The organism is Paenibacillus sp. SAFN-117, from assembly GCF_051966115.1.
GTDB lineage: Bacteria > Bacillota > Bacilli > Paenibacillales > NBRC-103111 > Paenibacillus_L > Paenibacillus_L residui.
Genome location: NZ_JBQCLK010000018.1, coordinates 1 through 23,522, shown reverse-complemented (window position 1 = coordinate 23,522; position 23,522 = coordinate 1). Strand labels below are relative to the sequence as shown.

At 52.9% G+C, this 23,522-nt stretch carries 18 protein-coding genes; 12 read left to right on the top strand and 6 right to left on the bottom strand.

What is annotated here, in order from left to right:
* Positions 1–55 precede the first annotated feature (55 nt).
* The 8 genes from ACTHRH_RS13240 (at position 56) to ACTHRH_RS13205 (ending at position 13,029) form a co-directional block, all read left to right on the top strand.
* On the top strand, positions 56–940 hold the full coding sequence (locus tag ACTHRH_RS13240) for a carbohydrate ABC transporter permease (protein WP_150959766.1): 885 nt from the start codon (positions 56–58) through the stop codon (positions 938–940).
* Positions 941–961: 21 nt separating this feature from the next.
* Positions 962–1,840: a carbohydrate ABC transporter permease gene (locus tag ACTHRH_RS13235; protein WP_144932839.1), complete on the top strand. Its 879-nt coding sequence runs from the start codon at positions 962–964 to the stop codon at positions 1,838–1,840.
* A gap of 61 nt (positions 1,841–1,901) precedes the next feature.
* Positions 1,902–3,314, top strand: a complete 1,413-nt coding sequence (locus tag ACTHRH_RS13230) for a sulfatase family protein (protein WP_440415920.1) — start codon at positions 1,902–1,904, stop codon at positions 3,312–3,314.
* Between the two features lie 94 nt (positions 3,315–3,408).
* Positions 3,409–6,690, top strand: coding sequence for a chondroitinase family polysaccharide lyase (locus tag ACTHRH_RS13225; protein WP_440415918.1), 3,282 nt, complete (start codon positions 3,409–3,411; stop codon positions 6,688–6,690).
* A gap of 65 nt (positions 6,691–6,755) precedes the next feature.
* On the top strand, positions 6,756–7,937 hold the full coding sequence (locus ACTHRH_RS13220; protein WP_440415916.1) for a glycoside hydrolase family 88 protein: 1,182 nt from the start codon (positions 6,756–6,758) through the stop codon (positions 7,935–7,937).
* Between the two features lie 368 nt (positions 7,938–8,305).
* Positions 8,306–9,313: a LacI family DNA-binding transcriptional regulator gene (locus ACTHRH_RS13215; RefSeq protein WP_144932848.1), complete on the top strand. Its 1,008-nt coding sequence runs from the start codon at positions 8,306–8,308 to the stop codon at positions 9,311–9,313.
* A 246-nt stretch (positions 9,314–9,559) separates the two neighbouring features.
* Positions 9,560–11,350 (top strand): L-fucose isomerase, encoded by a 1,791-nt coding sequence (locus ACTHRH_RS13210; protein WP_440415913.1) that lies wholly within the window; start codon positions 9,560–9,562, stop codon positions 11,348–11,350.
* Between the two features lie 11 nt (positions 11,351–11,361).
* On the top strand, positions 11,362–13,029 hold the full coding sequence (locus ACTHRH_RS13205; RefSeq protein WP_440415911.1) for a ribulokinase: 1,668 nt from the start codon (positions 11,362–11,364) through the stop codon (positions 13,027–13,029).
* A 405-nt stretch (positions 13,030–13,434) separates the two neighbouring features.
* Here ACTHRH_RS13205 and ACTHRH_RS13200 read toward each other — a convergent pair whose 3' ends face one another.
* Positions 13,435–13,923 (bottom strand): NUDIX domain-containing protein, encoded by a 489-nt coding sequence (locus tag ACTHRH_RS13200; protein WP_379291433.1) that lies wholly within the window; start codon positions 13,921–13,923, stop codon positions 13,435–13,437.
* A 240-nt stretch (positions 13,924–14,163) separates the two neighbouring features.
* Positions 14,164–14,487, bottom strand: a complete 324-nt coding sequence (locus ACTHRH_RS13195; protein WP_440415909.1) for a hypothetical protein — start codon at positions 14,485–14,487, stop codon at positions 14,164–14,166.
* A gap of 63 nt (positions 14,488–14,550) precedes the next feature.
* On the opposite strand from ACTHRH_RS13195, the gene infC reads away from it, so the two are divergent.
* Positions 14,551–15,018, top strand: coding sequence for a translation initiation factor IF-3 (infC, locus tag ACTHRH_RS13190; protein ID WP_440415907.1), 468 nt, complete (start codon positions 14,551–14,553; stop codon positions 15,016–15,018).
* Between the two features lie 231 nt (positions 15,019–15,249).
* On the opposite strand, the gene ACTHRH_RS13185 is transcribed toward infC, so the two are convergent.
* Complete coding sequence (locus tag ACTHRH_RS13185) at positions 15,250–16,248, bottom strand: hypothetical protein (RefSeq protein WP_440415905.1); 999 nt, start codon at positions 16,246–16,248, stop codon at positions 15,250–15,252.
* A gap of 895 nt (positions 16,249–17,143) precedes the next feature.
* On the opposite strand from ACTHRH_RS13185, the gene ACTHRH_RS13180 reads away from it, so the two are divergent.
* The 3 genes from ACTHRH_RS13180 to ACTHRH_RS13170 all read left to right on the top strand — a co-directional run bounded on the left by ACTHRH_RS13180 (position 17,144) and on the right by ACTHRH_RS13170 (position 21,165).
* Positions 17,144–18,229 (top strand): lactonase family protein, encoded by a 1,086-nt coding sequence (locus ACTHRH_RS13180; protein ID WP_379291439.1) that lies wholly within the window; start codon positions 17,144–17,146, stop codon positions 18,227–18,229.
* Between the two features lie 594 nt (positions 18,230–18,823).
* Positions 18,824–20,044, top strand: a complete 1,221-nt coding sequence (locus ACTHRH_RS13175; RefSeq protein WP_440415903.1) for a sn-glycerol-1-phosphate dehydrogenase — start codon at positions 18,824–18,826, stop codon at positions 20,042–20,044.
* A gap of 38 nt (positions 20,045–20,082) precedes the next feature.
* Positions 20,083–21,165 carry a DUF3900 domain-containing protein gene (locus tag ACTHRH_RS13170; protein WP_440415901.1) on the top strand — a complete coding sequence of 361 codons (1,083 nt, stop codon included), beginning with the start codon at positions 20,083–20,085 and terminating at the stop codon, positions 21,163–21,165.
* 211 nt (positions 21,166–21,376) lie between these two features.
* On the opposite strand, the gene ACTHRH_RS13165 is transcribed toward ACTHRH_RS13170, so the two are convergent.
* The 3 genes from ACTHRH_RS13165 to ACTHRH_RS13155 form a co-directional block, all read right to left on the bottom strand.
* A complete protein-coding gene (locus tag ACTHRH_RS13165; protein WP_186328171.1) occupies positions 21,377–21,745 on the bottom strand; it encodes a hypothetical protein in 369 nt (122 codons plus the stop codon).
* Between the two features lie 55 nt (positions 21,746–21,800).
* A complete protein-coding gene (locus ACTHRH_RS13160) occupies positions 21,801–22,724 on the bottom strand; it encodes a DMT family transporter (RefSeq protein WP_144932868.1) in 924 nt (307 codons plus the stop codon).
* Positions 22,725–23,057: 333 nt separating this feature from the next.
* Positions 23,058–23,141: a putative holin-like toxin gene (locus ACTHRH_RS13155; RefSeq protein WP_225312651.1), complete on the bottom strand. Its 84-nt coding sequence runs from the start codon at positions 23,139–23,141 to the stop codon at positions 23,058–23,060.
* Positions 23,142–23,522 lie beyond the last annotated feature (381 nt).

Below are 23,522 nucleotides of genomic sequence, written 5' to 3'. Positions count from 1 at the left end.
TCCGATGGCCGTAAGAAGGTCTGCGAACCTTTCTTAGAAATGAAGGAGTGATAGAATGCGCAAGCTTCAGACTGCAGGACGCGCCAGATTAGTCGGTTATGCGTTCCTCCTTCCGAATATCCTCGGTTTTCTTATATTCATTCTGTTCCCGGTCATTGCCTCGTTCTTGATGAGCTTCACGGAATGGAACGGATTTGGAAAGATTCAGTTTATCGGATTGGACAATTATATCCGGTTATGGTCGGATGAGAACTTCCGGATTTCCTTCTGGAACAGCCTGGTGATGACGGTCGTTTCCGTTCCGGCAACGCTATTCCTGTCCATTCTCGCGGCAGTGGCTTTGAACCGGGGAATCCGCGGCCTGAAGTGGTTCCGGACGGCGATGTTCCTGCCGCATATCACTTCGACCATCGCGATCGCGGTCGTTTGGCAGCTTCTGTTCAACCCGACCATGGGACCGATCAACGGATTCCTGCACAGCATCGGGATCGAGAATGCGCCGGGCTGGCTGTCCTCGACGAAATGGGCGCTTCTGTCGGTCATTATCGTCAGCATCTGGCATTCCGTCGGGTATTATATGGTGCTGTATCTCGCCGGATTGCAGGGCATTCCCAGAGATTTGTACGAGGCGGCGGAAATCGACGGAGCCGGCAAAATCTCGCAATTCAAAAACATCACCTTGCCGATGCTGTCGCCCGTCATTTTCTTTACCGTCATTATGGCGATCATCAATTCCTTTAAAGTGTTCGACCTTATCTTCATGCTGACGCAAGGCGGCCCCGGACGTTCGACCCGGGTGCTCGTGTATGACATCTATTATACGGCGTTCCAGAGATACGAATTCGGCTATGCTTCCGCAATGGCCTATGTCCTGTTCGCGCTTATTCTAGTCATTACGCTGATCCAGTTCCGCGGCCAGAAGAAATGGGTCCATTATTGAACCACCGGAGGTGAATAGCGCATGAATACTGTTTTGACCCCGTCGCCGGGCCTCGGATCCGCACGCCGAAGCGGAAGAGCGCTGCCGCGAATTCGCAAAGCTCTGTTGTACATTTTTCTGATCCTGGTTGTACTCTCCATGATTGTCCCGCTTCTCTGGATGATTTCGGCATCGCTCAAGTCCGAGGCGGAAATTTTCGGGTTTCCGATCCAGTGGATTCCAAGCAAGTTTTATTGGAGCAACTATGTTGAAGTCTGGACGAAGGTTCCCTTTCTTACTTACTATCTGAATACGTTGAAAATTGCCGGAATCACGACCGTTTTACAGGTGTTTACCTGCTCGATGGCGGCTTACGCCTTTGCCAAGGTGCGGTTTCCGGAACGCGACAAGCTGTTCTTGCTGTATCTTGCCACGATGATGATTCCGTATCAGGTGATGATGATTCCCCAGTTCCTGCTGATGAAGGAGCTAGGTCTGGTCAATAATCATTGGGCGCTTATTTTGCTCGGCGCGTTCAGCCCGTTCGGGGTGTTCCTGTTCCGGCAGTTCTACATGACGATTCCGGAGGAGCTGTCCGAAGCGGCGCGCATCGACGGTTTGAATGAATTCGGCATTTACTTGCGGATTATACTGCCGCTTACCCGGCCGGCCATCGCCAGCTTGATCATTTTTACTTTCATGCATTCCTGGAATGATTTCCTGGGGCCTCTCATTTACTTGAATTCGGATAGCTTGTTCACGCTTCAGCTCGGAATGCAGCATTTCCAAACCGAGTACAGCACCGAATACGGCCCGCTTATGGCTGCTGCGGTATCGGCGATCGTCCCGACGATCATCGTGTATTTCCTCGCTCAGGATCATTTTATCGAAGGAATCTCGGCAGGCGCAGTTAAAGGCTGATTGTAAGGAAAAAACGCTACTTGACCCCCGAACATGTCACTATCGGATTAGGAGGGATGATATGGCTGCCAAAGGCCCTAATATATTGTACGTATTTGCCGATCAATGGCGGCGGCAGGCGGTTGGCTTCGCCGGAGAGGACCCGGTGCTGACGCCCCATATCGACCGGTTCGCACAGGAGAGCCTTGTCTTCCGCAACGCTCTGTCCAGCACCCCGCTCTGTTCGCCGCACCGCGCGGCGCTCATGACCGGAAGATATCCGCTGTCCACCGGCGTTTATACCAACTGCAAACTGGGTGCGGATCTCATGCTGCGCCCGGAGGAGATCGGCATCGGGGATGTGCTGAAGGAAGCGGGATATCAGACCGGTTACATCGGAAAATGGCATCTGGACCTGCCGGAGCAGAATGTGTCGGACGAGCCCGAATCGGGCGCTAGGCACTGGGATGCCTACACTCCGCCGGGACCGAAGCGGCACGGCTTCGATTTCTGGTATTCCTACGGAGCCTATGACCATCATCTGGAGCCCCACTATTGGAGGGACACCCCGGAGATGATCCAGGTCTCGCAGTGGTCTTGCGAGCACGAAACGGACGTGGCGATCGATTATATGCGCCGATTGGACAGGGACCGCCCATTCGCCTTGTTCTTGTCATGGAACCCGCCGCACAGCCCGTTCGAGCTGGTCCCGGACAAGTACAAGGAGATCTATCGGGACCGGGAGGTACCGTTCCGGCCTAATGTCCGGTACGATACGCTGCAGGCGCACACGGGAGAGCCCTTCGAAGCCGGCCGCGACAAGCTGGAGCAGTATATGCGCGATTATTATGCAGCGGTAACGGGGATCGATGAGCAGTTCGGCCGGCTGCTTGCCGCGCTGGAGGAGCTTGGGCTCGAACGGGATACGATCGTCGTGCTGTCCTCGGATCACGGCGAGCTGATGGGGGCGCACGGTCTGATGGCGAAGCATTCCTGGCACGAGGAATCGATCGGGATTCCGTGCGTCATTCGCTGGTCGGACCGGATGGCGCCGGGAACGACCGATGTTCTGTTTAACAGCCCGGATATTATGCCGACGCTGCTCGGTCTCGCAGGTATTGCCATTCCGGATACGGTCGAGGGGACGGATGTCTCGGGATCGCTGCTCGGAACGGAGGGGAATCGGCCGTCGTCCGCTTTCCTCGCGGCCGTACCCGGGAGAAAGGATGTGCTCGAGCAATTCGCCCGGGCGGGTCTCGACAATAAGCAGTATGGCTGGCGCGGGGTTCGCACGGAACGGTACACCTATGTCGTGAACCGGGGCTATTCGCCAGGGGAAGGGACGGAGCGGCTTCTGTACGACAACGATGCCGATCCGTATCAGCTTAATCCGGAGCGCCTCTCGAGCGCAGCGGAGTCGCCGGTGGCTGCCCGGTTGGAGGAGGAGCTTCGGAAGTACCTGCAGCGCACGCAGGATCCGTTTGTTCTGGACTGACTGTCAATACTTAAGTGGAATCCGCCCTGTACAGGGCGTTCCTATAATTCACTATTGATAGCGATTTCATACCGAAAAAGAGAGGGGAATGTTGATGATGACACGACCTCGCGGTCAAAGAATGGATCGACTGAAGCAGGAACAGAGCAAGGGAAACGGCTTGCATCGCGTGCCGGCGCTGCCGTTATCCGAATCTGGGCTGAATCGCTGGCGGAGGCTTATCGCCCTGCCGATCGCAGCGGCAATGCTGGTGCCGTCAGCCTGGCCGGCCGAGGCATTGGCTTCGAGTCCGCAGCAGGTGATGGCGGCGGCCGGGGGCGCCATACAGGCGGAGAGCAGTCTGCCGCTCGCCGAGAGGCTGGAGCAGGAGGCTGCGGCGATGGGCATTCCGCTCTTCACGTTCGAGAAGGGGGTCCCCAAGAGCTTTGCCGCGGAAGGCGGGGGCAAGCTGGAAGTGAGCGCCCGCCATGCCAAGGACGGGGGCCATTCGCTTCGCTGGGATTACGAGAGCGGGTCCAGGCTGGTCGCGAAAGAGAAAATCGGCTTTCGGCCTTTCGTTCCGAACGACCGCGACCAGTCGATCCGGACGTTCGTCGTCTGGGTTTATAACGAAGAGCCGAAAGACGATACAATCACCTTCCAGTTCGGGAGAGGCAACAAAGCGGACAGTTGGTTCGAGATGAAGCTGGATTTCAGCGGCTGGCGGACCGCCTGGGTATCGTTCGAGCGCGATATGGAGGGAACTCCTCATCCCGCGATGAACCGGATGACCGTCATGGCTCCCGAATCCGGCTCGGGGACCCTGTATTTCGATTCCATGATGCTGTCCACTCCGCTCGACCCGCGGCATCATACGCCGGATTTGCAGGTTCCGTTCGTCAACCCGGGGGTGATGGAGGCCGCCAATGCCCATTGGCTGGGGCTCCTGCATTATTCGCAGCAGACGCCTCCGGAGCCGCCGGCAGCCGTGAACGAAGCGGACCTGGCCGCATTCCGCGCCCTGGAGGGCAAGTTTACCGAGCTCGTATTTAAGAAGCAGAAAATTACGGAAGCACTGCTGGCCGACATCCGCAGCAAATACGCTGCGTTCGGAATGGTGCGCGAAGACGGCGCGATCCGGGGGGGCTCGCTTTTTATGCCTCATTTCGACCAGGTTCCCAAAGAGCTGAAGGAGCCTTTCAAGCAGTTGAACAACACCGTCGATCTGAGAGCCTTTACCGATTTCATGCAGTTGGTCGCCAATACGTACCTGTCCGCCGAAGAACCTGCATTGCGTGAGGAACTGGGTCAAATGTATATCGATCTCGCCGATCATTTGGCCGATCAGGGCTGGAATTACGGCAGCGGCCAGGGAACGATGCATCATCTGGGCTATAACATACGTGGATTTTATTCCTCTGCTTTCTTGATGCGGGATGTGCTAAGGGAGGCCGGTCTGCTCGAACGGACGCAGAAGTCATTGTTCTGGCTGAGCGGTGCCGGAAAAATGTACATGCCGCCGGAGCAGGTGGAGGGCAATATCGACATCCTCAACACGACGCTTAACGGCATGCTGGCCAGCATACTCGTGCAGGAGGACGCACCGGCCAAGGTGCGGGATCTGCAGAGCTTCTCCGCCTGGCTGTCGCAGGGGCTTCGCCCGGCCAAAGGACTGGAGCCGGCGTTCAAGAAGGACGGCTCGGCCTATCATCACGCGAATCATTATCCGGCTTACGCCAAGGATGCTTTCAACGGAGTGACCCCGATCATGTATGTCCTGTCCGGCACTCCGTTCCGTGTCGAGGAGGATGCGCACGAGACCTTGAAGCAAGCCCTGCTTGCCATGCGCCTGTACTCCAACAAGACGCAGTGGCTGATCAGCATCTCCGGCCGGCATCCGGACGGCAAGGGTGCCCTGGTTGTTCCGCCTTTCCGCTACATGGCTCTGGCCGGGTCCCCGGACGGCAGCGAGCCGGTGGACCGCGACGTGGCGGCCGCTTACTTGCGGCTGGCGGATAAAGAGGATGCGACCGTCCGCCAGTTCCGGGCGTTGGGCATCGCAGCCGAGCCGGATCCGAACGGACATTGGGCGATGAATTATGCCAGTCTCGGTTTGCACCGCCGGGATCATTGGCTGGTAGGAGTCAAAGGGTACAGCCGTTATCTATGGGGAAATGAAACTTATCTGGACGCCAATCTGTACGGGCGATACATGTCATACGGCCAACTGCAAATCATGGGTCAGGGCGCTCCGGACAATCACAAGGACAGCGGATATGTGCAGGAAGGCTGGGACTGGAACCGCTGGCCGGGCACGACGACCATTCATCTGCCGCTGGACCGGCTTCGCTCCGATGTCCGCAACGTGGACCGCTTCAGCGGGTTTGAGGAAATGCTGTTGTCCGATGAGACGTATTCGGGCGGGTTAAGTCTGGAGGGTCGCAACGGAATGTTCGCGATGAAGCTTCATGAGCACCCGAAATATGACGGGTCTCACCGTGCCCGCAAGTCGTACTTCTTCTTCGACGACCGGATCGTAGCGCTCGGTTCGGATATCGAGAATGATAACCGGGAGTTTCCTACGGAGACGACCTTGTTCCAGAATCATATGCCGGAAACTGCGGACCCGGTCTGGATGTCCGGGGAAGGGGCCATTACCGAGTTCCCGTATGAGGAGCGCCACGAGCTTACTCGGGACGCCTGGCTGGTCGACAACAAAGCCAACGGCTATTACGTCCCGGCCGGCCAGACCATTGCCATGACGCGATCGGAGCAGCATTCGAAGCATCAGAAGGATGACTCCGATACTTCCGGAACATTCGCGACGGCCTGGATCGAACACGGTAAGGCGCCGAAGAACGGCAAGTACCAATATGCCGTCCAGGTAAATACGGATGCCGACCGAATGGCCGCCTTCGCGGAAGCGATGGCCGATCCGGAGCAGGCCCCGTACCGCGTTCTGCAGCAGGATCGCATGGCGCATATTGTGCAGGACCGGGCCACGGGAATCACCGGATATGCCCTGTTTGAAGCGAGCGAGCAAGTGAATCAGGGGCTGATCCGTGCCGTGGATACTCCGTCAATGGTCATGACCCGCCAGGAGGGAGACCGGCTCGTTATGAGCGTAGTCGATCCCGATCTGCGTTTGTATGAAGGGATCGAGGAAGATCAATATGACGAGAACGGCGTACAAAAGGAAGTGAGCATCTATTCGCGCAGTTGGCAGCACTCGGAGAGTATTATGCACACGATGAAGCTGACGATTGAAGGGGAATGGGAGACGGCTTCCACGGATCCCCGGATTCGGATCGTGTCCTCCGAAGGCGGGCAGACTGTGCTCGAATTAGACTGTAAGGATGCAGAGCCGCTGGAGCTTATTCTGCAGCCGAGAAGCTGACGGATTTGCGAGCTTTGGCGAATTCTTGCCTTAAATATATAAATAGGATAGGAGTGGCCTGATCAATGTGGAAGCAAGCGATTGAGGATGCAGTATTAAAAACGAGACGAAATATCGAGAAGCATGGGTTGAGGTTTCCCCATATTATCGACAAGCAGCCGGACCGTAAGCTTTCCGCGCGCGGAGAAAGCCGCTACCAATGGGAAGAAAACAACGATTGGATCGATGGATTCTATACCGGCATGATTTGGCTTTGCTATCAATATACGGGAGACGAATTTTTCCGGGAGGCGGCCCGGGCGCAAGTAAGGAGCTTCAGCGAGCGTCTGGATAAAGATCTATTTCTGGATCACCATGACATCGGCTTTCTGTACTCCTTGTCGGCCAAAGCGGGCTGGATCGTAGAAAAGGACGTGGAGGCCCGGCAACTGGCGCTTCGCGCCGCGGACAAGCTGATGAAACGCTGGCGCCCCCGCGGACAATATATTCAAGCCTGGGGACCGGAGGGAGATCCCCGGAACGGCGGCAGGATCATCATTGACTGCCTGTTGAATCTGCCGCTGCTGTATTGGGCGTACGAACAAACCGGCGATGCCGGGTACCGGGACGCCGCCATCATCCAAGCCGATAAGAGCCGGCGTTATCTGGTGCGGGGAGATGATTCTTCCTACCATACGTTCTATTTCAATTCCGAGGATGGTACTCCAATCGGCGGCGGCACGCATCAAGGCTATCATGACGGATCCACGTGGACGCGCGGCCAGGCTTGGGGAATCTATGGATTCGCCCTTTCCTATCGCTATACGAAAAATCCGTTGTATTTGGAAACGTCCAGACGGATGGCCGATTATTTCATCGAGCGGCTTCCGGAAGACCAGGTCGTTTATTGGGATTTCGATGTACCTGTCAACGAGGACACCTCGCGGGACAGCTCGGCTTCGGCCATTGCCGCTGCCGGTCTGCTTGAACTAATTTCCCATCTGGACGAGAAAGATCCGGAACGGGCCAAATTCGGGGAGGCGGTGCGGCGGACGATGGAGTCGCTGGTCGAAAATTATTCGACGATGGCCATGCCTGAGGCGGAAGGCCTGATCAAGCACGGATCCTACCATGTTCGCGGGGGAAGGGGGCCTGACGATTTCATGATCTGGGGCGATTATTACTATCTGGAAGCGCTCCTGAGATTGGAACAAGGCTTGACCGGATACTGGTATGAGTCAAGGATAAACGGCTATCGCCGTTCTTAGGACGGGCGCGTTTACCGATGAAATACAAGAACAGGTATAGATGAAAACTTATACTTTCTTATATTTGAACAAACCCGGCAGCCTCACCTGTTATAAAACGAGTCTCTGTACAGAGAAGGCTGCCAAGAATAGGCGGACATCGGAAGCCTTAGGAACGGTTCGATTTGCTTAAATATGGGCTGATCGGACCGTTTTTCCCGTGTAGAACAGAAAAGTCTTGTCAAAAACCGGCATTTATATTATTTTCATATAAAAGGTTTACATTTTAACAAGAGCGTTATCCGAAAATAATGAAGGCCGGGTTGTCGACGGGCTTTTTTATAAAAAATTGTGTAAACGATTACTGGATGGGAGACGGATGAAGGCAAGTGAGCAGAATAACCATTAAAGAGGTGGCCAAGGAAAGCGGAGTCTCCATAGCCACTGTATCGAGGGTTCTTAACCGTAAGGGATACGCGACGGAAGAGGTCAAGCAAAGGGTTTATACCGCTGTCAAGAAGCTGAATTATCAGCCGAATGCGGTCGCCAGGAGCTTGAAGATGGAGCAAACCAATACGATCGGCATCGTTATTCCCGATATATCCAATCCGTATTTTATGAAAATATCGCGAGGAATAGAGGATGAGGTGCACTCCAAGGGCTACAACCTGATCTTCGGCAGTGGAGACGAATCGCCGGATAAGGAACGCGAGCTGCTGCAGGTTCTGTACAAAAAAAGAGTGGATGCGCTTGTTCTGGCCACATCGGGTGCCAATGACGAGTTGATTCGGAGTATCCAGGCTTCCGGCACTCCTGTTATTCTGGTCGACCGAAGGCTGGAGGAAGAGGACGACTCCATCGATCTTATCCAGGAGGATAACATTCGCGGCGCTTATATGCTTACAGAGTCCCTCATACTACAAGGACACAAGCGGATTGGGGTGATCCACGGTCCATCCAATGTAAGCACGGGGTCTGACCGCTATGCCGGATATCTTCAAGCGATGCGGCATTATCAATTCCCGGTGGAGGAGGAACTGCAGTTCTACGGCACTTTCACCCAGGAAAGCGGCGAGAAGGCAGCCCGTTATTTCTTGCAACTGAGCCAGCGGCCCACAGCATTGCTATGCTTCAACAACACGATGGCTTATGGCCTGATGCTGGAATTGGTCCGGAGGGGGTGCCGACTGCAGGAGGATTTCATCCTGGCTTCCTACGGTCAAGTAGAGGCTGCGGAGCTGCTGTGGCCCGATATGATCTCGATCAGGCAATCGCCTTACGAAATGGGCCGGGCGGCAGGCCGTATTTTGTGCGACCGGCTGTTAAATGGGGGAACCGGCCCCTATAAGGAAATTTTCAAACCGATTATGGAAGGAACTGAGAACAACAGCCAATAGGGTAAAAAAGCAGCAAAAAATCGGACGGGAAATCAGGTTGTTTTTTTAGGTAAACAATGACCGTCCTTTTTTTACTGAATTAAGGTAAACGATTACCTATTATCCGGGATTTCTGTGCTTGTCATCACGATCATGGCCATGGAACGAATGGAAGGAGGTGGTTTTGCACGAAAAGGCTGCAGAGTGAACGATAGTTTTTTCTATATAAATATAATTCGGGAGCAAATCCGATAGGAGGACATAACGATGAGCATATCCGTTAAAAATCGATTGAATGGGCAGATGCCCAAGGTTGGCATTCGTCCGGTTGTCGACGGGCGCCGGGGCGGAATTCGGGAATCGCTGGAAAATGTAACGATGGAAATGGCCAGGTCGGTGGCCGCTTTAATTTCACAAAAGCTGAAGCATTCGAATGGGTTGCCCGTGGAATGCGTTATAGCCGATAATTGTATTGGAGGAGTGGCGGAAGCCGCTCAAGCGGCCGAGAAATTCGCCCGGAACGGTGTCGGGCTGACGGTCACGGTCACTCCTTCCTGGTGTTATCCAACCGAAACGATGGATCAGGACCCGCTGATGCCGAAAGCGGTCTGGGGCTTCAACAGCACCGAACGCCCGGGGGCGGTTTATCTGGCTGCCGTAAGCGCCGCGCATAATCAGAAAGGGCTGCCGGTCTTCACGATCTATGGCAAGGATGTTCAGGATATCGATGATACGACCATTACGGAGGACGTTCAGGAGAAGCTGCTGCAGTTCGTCAAATCCGGCCTAGCGGTTGCGGAAATGCGGGGCAAATCGTATCTGTCCATAGGGACGGTATCGATGGGAATTGCCGGATGCATCGTTAACGAGGACTTTTTCCAACATTATTTGGGCATGAGAAACGAATATGTCGACATGAGCGAGTTCGTCCGGCGCATCCAGATGAATATTTTTGACCCCGAGGAATATGAGCGGGCACTGGATTGGGTAAAAAGACACTGCAGGGAAGGCAGGGATGTCAACCCGGATTCTCTGCGAAGAACACGTGCCCAGAAGGATGAGGATTGGCAGTTTGTCGTCAAAATGGCTCTGATCGCCAAAGATTTGATGGCCGGCAATCCCAAGCTGGCGTCGCTCGGTTACGGCGAGGAAGCGCTTGGACATAATGCGATTGCGGGGGGCTTCCAGGGGCAGCGCGCTTGGACAGATTATTTCCCTAACGGGGACTTTATGGAAGCGATTCTGACCAGTTCGTTCGATTGGGACGGAATCCGGCAGCCTTATATGTTTGCTACGGAAAACGATTCACTGAACGCGGTCACGATGCTGTTCGGGCATTTGCTTACGGATCGGGCACAAATCTTCGCCGATGTGAGAACTTATTGGAGTCCGGAGGCGGTCCGGCGGGTGACCGGAAAGACTCTTGAAGGGCTGACGGCCGGCGGGATGATTCATTTGAGCAATTCGGGTGCCGCCTCTTTGGACGGTACCGGCCGCCAGCAGGCCGACGAACATCCGGTCATGAAGCCGTTCTGGGAAATAACGGAGGAGGAGATGCGGGCATGTCTGGAGGCGACGGAATGGTGTCCGGCCGTCGACTTTTTCCGGGGAGGCGGCTTTTCCTCACAGTTTGTGACGGCTGGGAGCATGCCGGTAACGATGGCCCGCCTCAATCTGGTGAAGGGCCTCGGTCCTGTTCTGCAGCTTGCGGAAGGGTATACGGCGGATGTACCGGATGACATTCACTCCGTGTTGGTGGAGCGGACCAATCCGACCTGGCCGACCACCTGGTTTGTTCCCAGGCTTACCGGGAAGGGAGCGTTTAAAGATGTGTACTCCGTCATGTATAATTGGGGTTCCAACCACTGTGCTTTGAGCTACGGGCATATTGGAGGCCAACTGATTACGCTGGCATCCATGCTTCGGATTCCGGTTTCGATGCATAATGTGCCGGAGGAGCGGATTTTCAGGCCTAGTGCGTGGTCCGCCTTCGGAGAAGCCGAGCCGGTCGGGGCGGATTATCGGGCCTGCGCGGCTTTCGGGCCGCTTTATAAGTAAGGAGGGACGTCATGGGCAAGTATGTTATAGGGATCGACTATGGGACGGAGTCGGGAAGGGTCCTGCTGGCTGATGCCGGCAGCGGAAGGGAAGCGGCGGTACATATCGTCAAATATCCGCACGGTGTCATTACTTCCGTCCTGCCCGATACAGGTGTGAAGCTGAAACGGGACTGGGCGCTGCAGCATCCGGGCGACTATCTTCAAGTTCTTAAAGAAGGAATTCCCGCTGTGCTGCGGTCATCCGGGGTCAGCCCCGATGATGTGATCGGATTGGGTATTGATTTTACATCCTGCACGGTGATTCCGGTCGATGAATCGGGAACGCCTCTATGCTTCAAGGAGGAGCTTCGCGAGCACCCGCACAGCTGGGTGAAGCTGTGGAAGCACCATGCCGCTGAAGAGGAAGCACACCGGATTACGGAGCTTGCGGCGCAGCGTGGGGAGCCGTTCCTGCAGCGGTACGGGGGGAAAATTTCATCCGAATGGATGCTGCCGAAAATTTTGCAGGTGCTGAACGAGGCCCCGGATCTATATGATCGCACGGACCGGTTCGTGGAAGCGGCCGACTGGATTGTTTATCAATTAACCGGCCGTTGGGTGCGCAACCGCGCCGGAGCCGGTTACAAGGGGATGTGGCACGACGGATTCCCTCCTGCCGATTATTTGCGGGAGCTTCATCCCGAGCTGGAGCGTGTCGCCGACACGAAGCTGCGGGGCGAGGTCGTTGCGGTAGGCCATAGAGCGGGGGTCTTGGGCCCGGAAATAGCACGGGAAATCGGGCTTCGGCCCGGCACCGCCGTAGCCGCGGGGATGATTGACGCGCACGCCGCGGTTCCCGGTTCGGGAGTTTATGAACCCGGGGTTATGGTCATGGTAATGGGAACGTCAACCTGCCATATGCTCATGTCTCCCGAGGAGAAATTCGTTCAGGGAGTGGCCGGCGTAGTAAAGGATGGCATCATTCCGGGCTATTACGGCTATGAAGCCGGTCAGGCGGCCGTTGGCGACTTATTCGGCTGGTTCGTTCAGAATGGCGTTCCTCCATTACCCGGTTCGGCGAACGGCGTAGAGTCATTATCCGTTCATGAACGGCTCGAACAGGAGGCCGGCTCTTATCGGCCGGGGGAAACCGGACTTGTGGCGCTGGATTGGTGGAACGGCAATCGCTCGGTCTTGATGGATGCCGGGTTGACCGGGATGGTCGTCGGATATACTCTGTCCACCCGTCCCGCAGAGATTTACAGGGCGCTGCTGGAGGCCACAGCCTTCGGTACGCGCAAAATTATCGATACGTTCGAGGCGAACGGGATCGAGGTAACCGAATTGTATGCGGCCGGAGGGCTGCCGAAGCGGAACCGGCTGCTAATGCAAATCTATGCGGATGTTACCGGCCGCAGCATTCAAGTGCCTCTGTCCAACGAAATCGGAGCGCTGGGCGCGGCGATGTGCGGTGCGGTAGCGGCCGGGGCGGCAGAAGGCGGCTACGATACGATGGAGGACGCCATTCGGAAGATGGCTGCCGGCAAGACGGAGGTATACGAGCCGATTCCGGAGCACCGGCCGGTATACGACAAGCTGTATGAAGTTTATTTAAAGCTTCATGATTATTTCGGCAAGGATGAGACGGGCATCATGAAGGATTTGAAGGCTCTGTCGCGAGCGGCGGAGGAAGGATAATGGATCGTGAAGGTCCCGGGGACTGTCCGACGATGCGATGATGAGTTGTATTGGGTACCAAGGGACTGTCCGACGATACGATAATGGGTCACTATCGGGGGCCAGGGGGACTGTCCGATGTTGCGATGTCAATCGGATATTAGTATGGGATCTGAAGATCCGCCATACATAGCCGCAGCGCGCGCCGGGAGAGGCGCGCGCGATGACATTGATGAGGGGCTATGTAATGTCGGGTTCAACTTATCTCTTAGTAAGTGCTAACTTAAAGCTGACACATCGCCGACAATCTGCGAAAAAAACGAGCAATAGTGCAGGTCTTTGCGACCATTTTTATCGAACTCAGCTGAAACCGATTCCGGCAGTCGGCCCAGCTTTCCTTTTGCATCCGATACTTAGAGGTGAATGTTAATCATTTCCGGCTTTCTCCGACTGTATTTCGTGCTCCTCGACGTAATTACGATAGTCGTGTCCGTTGCAATAATTCAGAATGTCATCCGCAATTTCCGGGTATAGCTGAACCGAGCTCAATTCCGATAACGGTACCCATTTAACACCTGTCTGGGCCGGGTCGGGACGGTCCGGGAGACGGGGAACAGAGCCGTCCTTAAGCCGGCAGGCGAAGGTAATACCAACGGAATGAACATCCCCATAAATGTAGTTGTTCTTGGCCGGCTGATACTCGTAGACGAAGGCAACCGGGCCAACGTCAATATCAACGGAAGCCTCCTCTCTGGCTTCTCTAATAGCGGCTTCAACCAGCGTTTCCCCGGGTTCCACTCCTCCCGCCGGAAGATTGTAGTGAACTCCATCATCCTGCTCATTTCTGAACTCTACGAGCAGGATCGATTGCTCCTCAATAATTAAAGCGGCGGCTCTAAGTCTAATTTTCTCCAATCCCATTTCCCTCCCATTGAATCGTTGCGTTCGGCCAGGAGTCCCCAGTCTTGGAGGCGGCTTGAGGCAAAAATAATTATCCGGTTGGACCTATTCGTTAGCCTCATACCGGTTATGATCATGGTGTCTGACCAACCGCCGCCATACAGCGCCCCAATGCATTCCGATTGGCGCGCGTTTTTTAAAAAAAGTGAAACAGGGCCTGCTTAAATTCCCTATGCCAACTTAGTTTAAGAACATTCAGCGATGGGGCGAGTTCCGTCCCGCTTGCTTCGCTTTGCCGATTTTCTCGGTGACCACGAAGGCTAAATCGTCGTTGCCGAACATGGATAACACGCCGAGCAAAGTATCATCCGGAATATCTCCGGCTTCTTCCTTGGGCACGGTCAGTTCCATCGCTTGCTGCAGAGCAGGATTGGCAGCCTGATCAGGATAGGCCCGCAGGTATAGCTCTACCGGATCCAGGTCGTGGTTGATGCACCATTGGGCGAATATAAGGATCATCATTTGCTCGTCCCGTTCATAATTGGCGATGATTTGCTCTTCCATCTCTTTGCGGCCCATTGAAAAATCCCCTTCCAGGCGGTAATATGGGTTCATTATAGCGAAAGTACAGGTGGATTCACAATGATTAAAAATGAAAAAATCAAAGCCGCCGAGGTTCATCTGACCGGTGTGGATGGAGAGGACTTGGGCATCGTTGCAACATCCGAAGCTCTGGCCAGAAAGCTGAAGGTGGATCTCGTATGCACCTCTTTAATGAGTAGTCCCCCGCCCTGCCGATTAATTCGTGCGGGAGCCGCCAAGCAGGAGGCACAGCAGGAACGCAAACGCGAGCAGAAGCCCAAGCTCAAGGAAATTCGGCTGACTCCGAAAATAGAAGCACATGATTACGAAACGAAAAAGCAGCAGGCGGAGCGAATGCTGAAATCAGGCCATTCGGTATGGCTCGTTGTGCGCATTCAAGGGAAGGAAGGTCCGCAGGCGAAGGAGCTGCTGGAGGAATTGACGAAGGATTTAAGCGCGGCGGGCCGCAGGAAGACGGGGATTCAGCTCAGCGGCAAACAGGCGGCGGTGCAGGTGGACCCGATTTAATTTCATAGAATTAAAGGGAAAGGGCTTGCTGAAGGGGAGTGTTGTTCAGCAAGCCCTTAACTGAAACTAAGCTTGGATAACCGACTCCGGCGAAGGTTTCCCGGCTATTTTTAGTAGAATGGAAAAATGTTAATTAACCGCAATAGATCATTTGAACAACAATTAGGCTTTATGGGTTATGAGATTTCGGGAAGGGGGGCTCTTCATCCAATACAATGATTCTGCCGGTAATCACTCCGTTTTCGTCTCTGTGGAACAGCACCGCCTCGTAGATATCGTCAGCCCCCCGCTGATGGAGAGCCGTCTATCCGAAAATCCAATTTGCCCTTCCTCGAACAACTGCTCGGGAGACTCCGTTGTGCTCCGACCATCGTCAAAAGTATAAATGATATTTCCCGCATCGTCATAGCTTACTTCCTTCACGGATTCAGGAATAGTTTCACCGATCCTCTCGCCGTTACGTATTTTGGCCTTAAGATTTCTCATCCAGTTTCCCCATTCTTCAGCGTGGCGTTCAGTACTTCTGGAAGGCGATAAAACTGCTTCCACATAAGCTTCCGCCTTGACTGAGTCCGCTTTTGCCTCATCGAGAGGGAGATCGAATAGCACTGCGGCGCCGGGATAATCTTCTTTAGGTTGGATTTCCCCTGTATTTTCGTCATATCTAAACGCCTCGGTGCTATAAAACGTCTTGCCGCTGCTGATCGCCAAGTATACCCCTCTGTCTGCAAATATTTCCACCTGATCGCATTCAAGGAGTCTGTACATGACGCCATCTATAACGGTCTCGCTGTATGCGCCGCTCATGGAAGCGATGTTAATCCGCCATGGCTCCAGACCTTTGATCAACGGCGATATGAAGAACGGCTCCTTGCCATATTCAGGATCACGAGTATCCGGCATCGGCTTGCCATCCTGTCTCGCTATCGATACAACCACATATGTCCGGTCAGGATATATTTCCTCCGCAGAATGGGGAAATTCACTAAGACCTGCCCCCGAAACTAGACCATGCAGCGTAAAACGATAGTCTCCGGAAGTTTTAGTTTGATTAATTTGAATGGCATCTTTGCTCTCAAACGCATCCGCTAACAGCTTATCGCCCAAATGGTCGACGATTTGCTTGGCGCTGAATAACTGAGCGGCTGCATAAGCCGATACGGACAGTGCTAGCAGCAATACAGCGGCTAATAATCCAGCGGATAATCTTTTTCTATATTTATGCTTCATCTGACTGCGCTCCTTTAATTGATGGATTAGGCTCTCATTCAACTTGTCTTCGGGCTCAGCTGTGGAAGCTAAAGATTGTTTGAGCAATCGCTCCCAATCCGCGTCCTTCATGGGGAATCTACCTCCAATACTTTTCTCATTGTCTTGCGAGCTTTATGTAGTCTGCTCTTCACCGTTCCCGGTGGAATTCTCAGTGCCGAATAAGTTCTTTCAGCGTTAATACGGTGTAAAAGAAAAATTCCTTTTGACATAAAAAGCTTCCGCTAATACCGGGCTATTTATCTTCGAAAAGGTCCGGTAGGAGCTTTAAATATAAAATCTTTGGGGCTATGGGTGGTTCCACTTCGTTTTGATAAGGTGGCGTGGGATGTGGGATGAAATAGACGATATCGGAACTATCTATTGAATGGATGCGCGAGTCTGCGCAGCATAGGCGGGGGCTTACGGAACTGAGCGACGTTATTGGGCGAAAGAGGGTCAGGTTCGAAATCTTGCGGAACGGAGAGACGTTATTGCGTTCAAATTGCGAGTATTTTGAATCCGATTGCTCAAATAGAGGCGCTCAGTTCCGTTGTATACTATAAAGACGCCTTATGAAAGAAATAAGGCTGCTGAGTTCCGTTACGGTGACGGACGAGCGAAGGGGAGGTCCGAATCTTGCAAGCAACGCCTGACGATAACTCCAACACCAAGCGGCATCAAGAGGAAGATTCAGATCCCGTTTTCTTGTCGAAGATTATAATTGGTCTGCAACAATTCTATTAAATATACTTGTCTGGGTCCCTGGATATCCAACGCATATCGAAATTTGTCTTCCCGGTTGGAAAAGTGTACATTAAATATAGTTGTAAAGGGTAAAGTACTTTGGTCAATCAGGAAGAGGAGGAGTTATACAATGACAGCCAATTCGGCTCGTATGCTTGTTTTTGTCGGCTCTTATGCGGAAGCTTCAGATAGCGGGGTGTACGTTTATTCTCTCGACAGCACTACAGGGAAGCTGGCTCTGTTGGATCAAGCAGCGGGGTTGAAGAACCCGACGTTCTTAAACCTTGATGCCGCAAGGTTAAAGCTGTATTCTATCGAAGAAACCGAGACCGCCGCAGGACGTTCGGGAGGTGCTGTTTCGTTCGGCATTGACCCCCGGCAAGGAACGATTACCCGGCTGAATCAGGCTGCTACGGTTGATTCTCCAACCTGCCATATTCAGAGAGATGCGGAGGACCGTTATCTGGTTGTAGCCAGCTACCACGGAGGGAAGGTAGGCCTGCTCTCTCTTCACGAGGACGGAACCGTCGGCAAGCTTCTCGATACGAAGCAGCACGAAGGCCGCAGCGTTCATCCCGAACGCCAGACCCAGCCCCATCCTCATTCGGCCTTCTTCAGCCCGGACGAACAATATGTTTATGTGCCGGATTTAGGCCTCGACCGCATTATGACTTACCGCATCGATAAGGTGAAGGAAGCCTTGGTACATATCGGCGAGACAGAAATTCATCCGGGAGCGGGGCCCCGTCATCTCGTTTTCCATCCGGAAGGCAAATATGCCTATGTTATTAACGAATTGGATTCGACGATCACTTCCTTGCGTTACGATGCTTCGACGGGGAAGCTCCAGCCGATGGAGACCGTTCCGACGCTGCCTGCGGATTACCATGGGGAAAATACATGTGCCGAAATTACAATATCGCGGGATGGCCGTTTCCTGTACGGCTCTAACCGGGGACATGACAGCATAGCGGTCTATTCCGTTGATGGAGAATCCGGCCGGCTGACCCTGATTGAACATGTATCGACCGAAGGAAAGCATCCCCGCCATTTCGCGCTGACCCCCGACGGAGATTTCTTGATCGCGGCTAATCGGGATACGAATAATTTGACGGTATTCCGGGTGGACCGGGAGAGCGGCAAGCTGACGTTTACCGGCAGCTCCGTTCCGGTTCCCAAGCCGGTTTGTGTGCAGATGGCCTATTTTTCCGCATAATTTATGCCTGAGAAAGCTCCATAGCACGTAAATTAGGGAAAGCAGCGGTTTCAGTCCGAAACGCTGTTTTCCTGTTTTTTTGCATTGGCTAAAAGTCCCGGGTAACTCTCGCGAAGTAATGGTTAAGCCAATATCGAAGCAATGTCAGGATGAGCGACCGCGCTTAGAGGAAGGTTTAGACAACCGACTCCGTTGGAGTGCGGGCGGATACGTTCCGAAGGTGAATTTCCTGCGATAATGCATCAATTTTGAAGCGATTCATACCGCTCGTGAGAAAAGCCTGCGATAATACATCAATTTCGGTCTCAAATCACCCGATTACCCCTGGAACGAGAAAAAAGATGTATTTTTTCAGGCTTTGCTGCGGACATGGAGCTAACCAGCCAAAAGCGTGCAGATTTGCATGCTTTTCAGCGGTCGTGGCAGTGAAATGGACAAAACCCTGCCTTAAGGGGATAATAGTCGAAGGCCGGCGAATGACAAATATTGTGCAACAATTGGTCATACTTTTTTGCTGCAATGACGTAAACAACGATCAAAAAATGATACAATATTACCTGTTCTATGAGATTCAACAGGAAAAGAGGAAAACAGATGGAAACCATTCAACAAGCGATCCGCCGGAAAGCTGCCGGATGTACGTGCGGGAATCATCATCCGCTGGCACTGGAGACAATCATGATCGAAGCGGGTGCTTTAAAATATGTAGCTCCCTATTTAATAGAAAACTCCTGGAGGCGAACGGTTATCGTTGCCGATGACCATACCTGTGAGGCGGCGGGCCAACAGTTGATGGACCGCTTGTCTGCAGCGGGGATAGATTGTCATCTATGTCTGGTTAAGCCTGATCGGCAGGGGGATGTGGTGGCGGATGAGGCGGCGCTCGTTCAAGTGATGCTCGAGATTTCGCCGGACGATGACATTCTTGTTGCAGTGGGGGCAGGCACTATTCATGATATGGTCCGATGGATCGCCAGTAAAATGAACAAGCCTTTCGTTTCGGTTCCCACGGCTCCATCAGTTGACGGCTTTACTTCCAAAGGAGCCCCGATTCTGATCCGGGGGGAGAAGAAGACGATTCCGGCCGGAGCACCGGTCGCCCTGTTCGCGGACCTGGAGGTTCTGGGCAAGGCTCCGGCTGCACTGATCGCCGCGGGTTATGGCGACATGCTGGGCAAATATACGTCCTTGTTCGACTGGACTTTTTCTCACTGGATAGCAGACGAGCCTTACTGTCCGGCAGCGGCAGAGATAACCGCGGAAGCATTATCCGCCTGTGTTGACCATACAGAAGAAATCGCCAGAAGAAGCGAGGAAGGCATCCGGATTCTAATGAGCTCGCTGATCCAATCCGGATTGGCCATGCAGCTATTCGGACAATCGCACCCGGCCTCCGGCTCGGAGCATCATTTATCCCACTATTGGGAAATGGAATATTTGCGTCTTGGAAAGAAGCAGCTGCTGCACGGAGCGAAGGTCGGAGTGGCGAGCATGGAGATTTCCGCACTCTATCACAAGCTTGGCTCGTGCGGTGAATTTCCTCTTCGCTCCGGTTTGGAAAGCACGGATTTGGTTAAGGGAGATAGGATCCGTGCCCGCTGGGAAGACATCCGCAAGCGGATCAGCGAAATTCCGTCTCCCGATCGTCTGCGGGAATTGCTCGGACGAATGGAAGGGCCGACCGCTCCGGAGGAGCTGGGCATCGGCAGCGATCTGCTGCAGCGCAGTATGCGGGAAGCTCACCGGGTTCGCGACCGATATACTTTGCTCAAAGCGTTCAATGAGCTTGGAGCGGGCTCTGCCCATCTGACCTAGAAGCCGTAAGGGCTGGAACATTTTGTGAGGGAGACTTTATGGAATTTTACGTTCATTATTTATCTTTCTTCGTCATTACTGCCGAAGGGGAGGACACAGCGTCCGGTAAACGGTACAGGCATTATCAAACCATGGATGCCGAGCAATATGAGGCCAGCGAGCTGAAGCAGTTTCTTGACGGGGAGTTCGCAAGAATCAGCAAAAGAAAAGTAGAGAGAAATCCGAGCTCCGAGCAGACTCCTACCAAAATCGGGCGGTTCGTGGTCGAACCCGGTCATGAATGGACGAGCAATCCGAATTATAATTTGTTCCAAGGATTACGGCAGGCGGGCAGTCCGGATGAATTTCAGCGGCTCGCCGACGATATGGTTCAAATGTACATGGATACGAGCGCTGTCCGTGGCGGAGCGTTCATAGTAGCGAGCGCCAAATTGCCGTCCTATTTCGACGAGCCCTTCGTCTTTGTCATGAAGTGCGATTTCGAGCCGAAGATTGCCCGGATTTCCGAAGTAAGCCTTGTGGCTCAGGTGGAAATGGCCATCAGCGCACGCAACATCAAGTCGATTCAGTATCCCTATATGCCGGAGGACGGAATGCTGGAGGAACAGGAGCTGAAAATCCATCAGGCTTCGCATGCCCGTTATTTTGAAGATTTCTTGAAGTTCGTCACCTATGAGAAGCCGATGCCCGAGATTGTGAATGAACAGGTCGTTCATATGGTGCATCAGTATATTGAGCAGAAATGGGAGGAGCAGTCCTCTGAGGAAAGACTGGATGAGGAAGAGAAGCTGGAGATATGGGCGACGAGCGACAAGCGGGATAGCCTGCAGGAAAAGTGGGAGCACGAGCAGGTCATGGAGGCGGCTGTCCAGCTCACTCAGCATAAGCAGGATCTGGAGCTGAAATTCAAGCTGGACGGAGTCACGATCAAAGGGCAATTGGCCGATTATGGGAACAAACTGCACCTGGCCCGCCTGGGAGACCGGTATGTCGTCCTCATTGAAGGGGATTCCTTTCAGTTCGAGAAGGGAGTATCCCCTGTAGAGCTGCTGAAGCCGCAAGAACTGACGGAGGTGCTGAAGAGAATCGACGGGGAATCATCCGAATCGTCTTCGGAATAGCCTTGTATGGAAGCTGTGTGCTGGGGAAGCCGGCTGCTTGGCCGGATTTCTTCAGCAACAGTGAAAAGCGGAGAATAAACCTTGAAATTTGTCCGCCACTTTGGAAACGAAGATTTGACTTCGGAGCGATCCCCATTAATATTCGGTTTTCGTTAAGGGGATCATCCTCGTCCGGCGGCAGCCCATCATTCCGGCTCCACTATCGTACACCTCATTCTTTGTGATAACCATTTGCGAAATAAATATAAATCATGCCGATAGGGGCAATTAACGGACTAAACATATATAGCAACATTATTTTGATTAGTTTCCATATCACCATCAGAGGCAAAGCCAAAATAATAGCATAACCGCCCATCAAAGTATTAATCAAGTCGTCCCATAAAACTGCCGCGAAAGGAAATAAAAAACCGGCTAATAAAAAATAGACCGTTAATAATGCACTGCTGCTATGCTGATCTTCAAAATTCATATACAGAAAAAAGCCCGTTACCGCAATCGAAATAAGGTACGACTTTACTAAATATTGAGTATTCACCCCCAAAAACAATTTTTTAAAAAGACCTAAAATAGTAGACAATGCAAAATGCTCCTTTCTTAACGGATGGTCCACAGAAACTGATATAGTGTCTGTTTTACTTCGATAGTTTTCGCCCAGCCGGCGGGATGGCGGGTAAAGACCCGGAACGGACTGCCGGCCGGTTAACCAGGTATATGCTGCACGCGATCATTATCAATCCCAGCAGAAGCAAGAGATGGAACGGCTCGTGCAAAAATAATGTGCTGGTCATAACCGCTATTAGCGGAACAAGAAACGTGCTGGCCGCAACTCTGCTGGTTTCGCCTGAACGGACCAGCGTGAAATAGATGACCCAGGCTGTGGGAATCCCCAGGATAGTGCCGAACAGCAGGCCTGACAAATAAGGAACGTTCCAGACGATGTCCGACCACGACTCCATCATCGTACCGGCTCCGGTAAGCAATAAGCCTCCGACCATGCTCTGAATGGCAACGAGCCATAAGGGGTCGGCTTCACCTCCTTCTTTCTTCAGGAAGACAGCGCCAAACGCCCAACTGACGGCTGTCAGCAGGGCGAGCACTACCCCGATAATGGAGAAGCTTCCGGATAGCCCGTCTGCGCTGATTACGGCCACACCGACAAAACCGAGCAGCAGCCCTATGCTCTTCAGTACGGACATCGATTCTCCAAGCCATAGCCACGCCATCAACCCGACCAGAACGGGCTGAAAATAGACCAGGGCAGAGAACAACCCTCCCGGCATATAGGTTAATCCTACGGTCTGTAAACCGAAGAAAAGGAAGACGTTTAATAAGGAAGAGACCAAATACAGCTTGAGATTTTGTCTGAGACGGATGTTCCTCCAGCGTGGGAGTGCCACCAGCATCAGGGCCAGTCCGCCAAGGAATGTGCGCAAGCCGGCGAATAGAACCGGAGGAGTATAGACCAATGCGATTTTATAGATCGGCCAGGAAATACCCCAGATCAGAACAAGGGCGGCAATTAATCCTATCGTTTGTATTCGTGAATGTTGTGACATGCTGCCAGGACTCCTTCCGGTAAGTCAATGATGAAAGTTTTTAAAACACTCTACATTATCGAACAAAAATCCTGATCTGTAAATATGTCTTGGAGAGAAGGCAAGCAACCCCCCGGAAAGACAGGGGAAAAGCATCAAGAAAATTAGCTTGACCGAAGGGGTTCTTCCCTATTTGCATAGCTTGTCCTATGTGTTAAAATGGAAGTAATCAACATACAATAAAAAATGTGACCGTCAGGTGGTGGCACACCTAACGGTCAAAGTCACGATTAAGCGTGGTGGCTGAGCAGAAGGACAAGGAATAGACCGTTACCCTCCTGACATAAGGGCGGTCTATTTCTTTTTGTGGAACCCAAGGATCAGAACGACTAATGTAGCGAAGCTTATCATTAGTGTAAACGCTTGGTAAACTTCCACGGGCTTCACCCCCTTTCCAGGGGATTAGCCTCCGCGCTTAAAATTAATTCTATATGGTTAATTATACCAGATTTATGGGCTCAGGGGAATGTCTAAATAGACGATTGCCTGCTTCGGAGACAGGAGTAAATAAAAAAATTTCAAAAAAATGGATTGACATCTGTTATGGGCAATGGTAACATGCAAATATAATTCCAAGTAAATACATGGGAATAATAATTTACGGTAATCGATGAAAGTCGACCGGATCACCGGAGACACAAACCACACCTGATAAGGGGGGATTGTGTCTTTTTTTAATATAACTGGACAGTGAAAAGTTCTTGTCGAAAAATTCATGGGAATAAAGGTTAAAGGTGCATACAGGAAAAGTAACCCAAT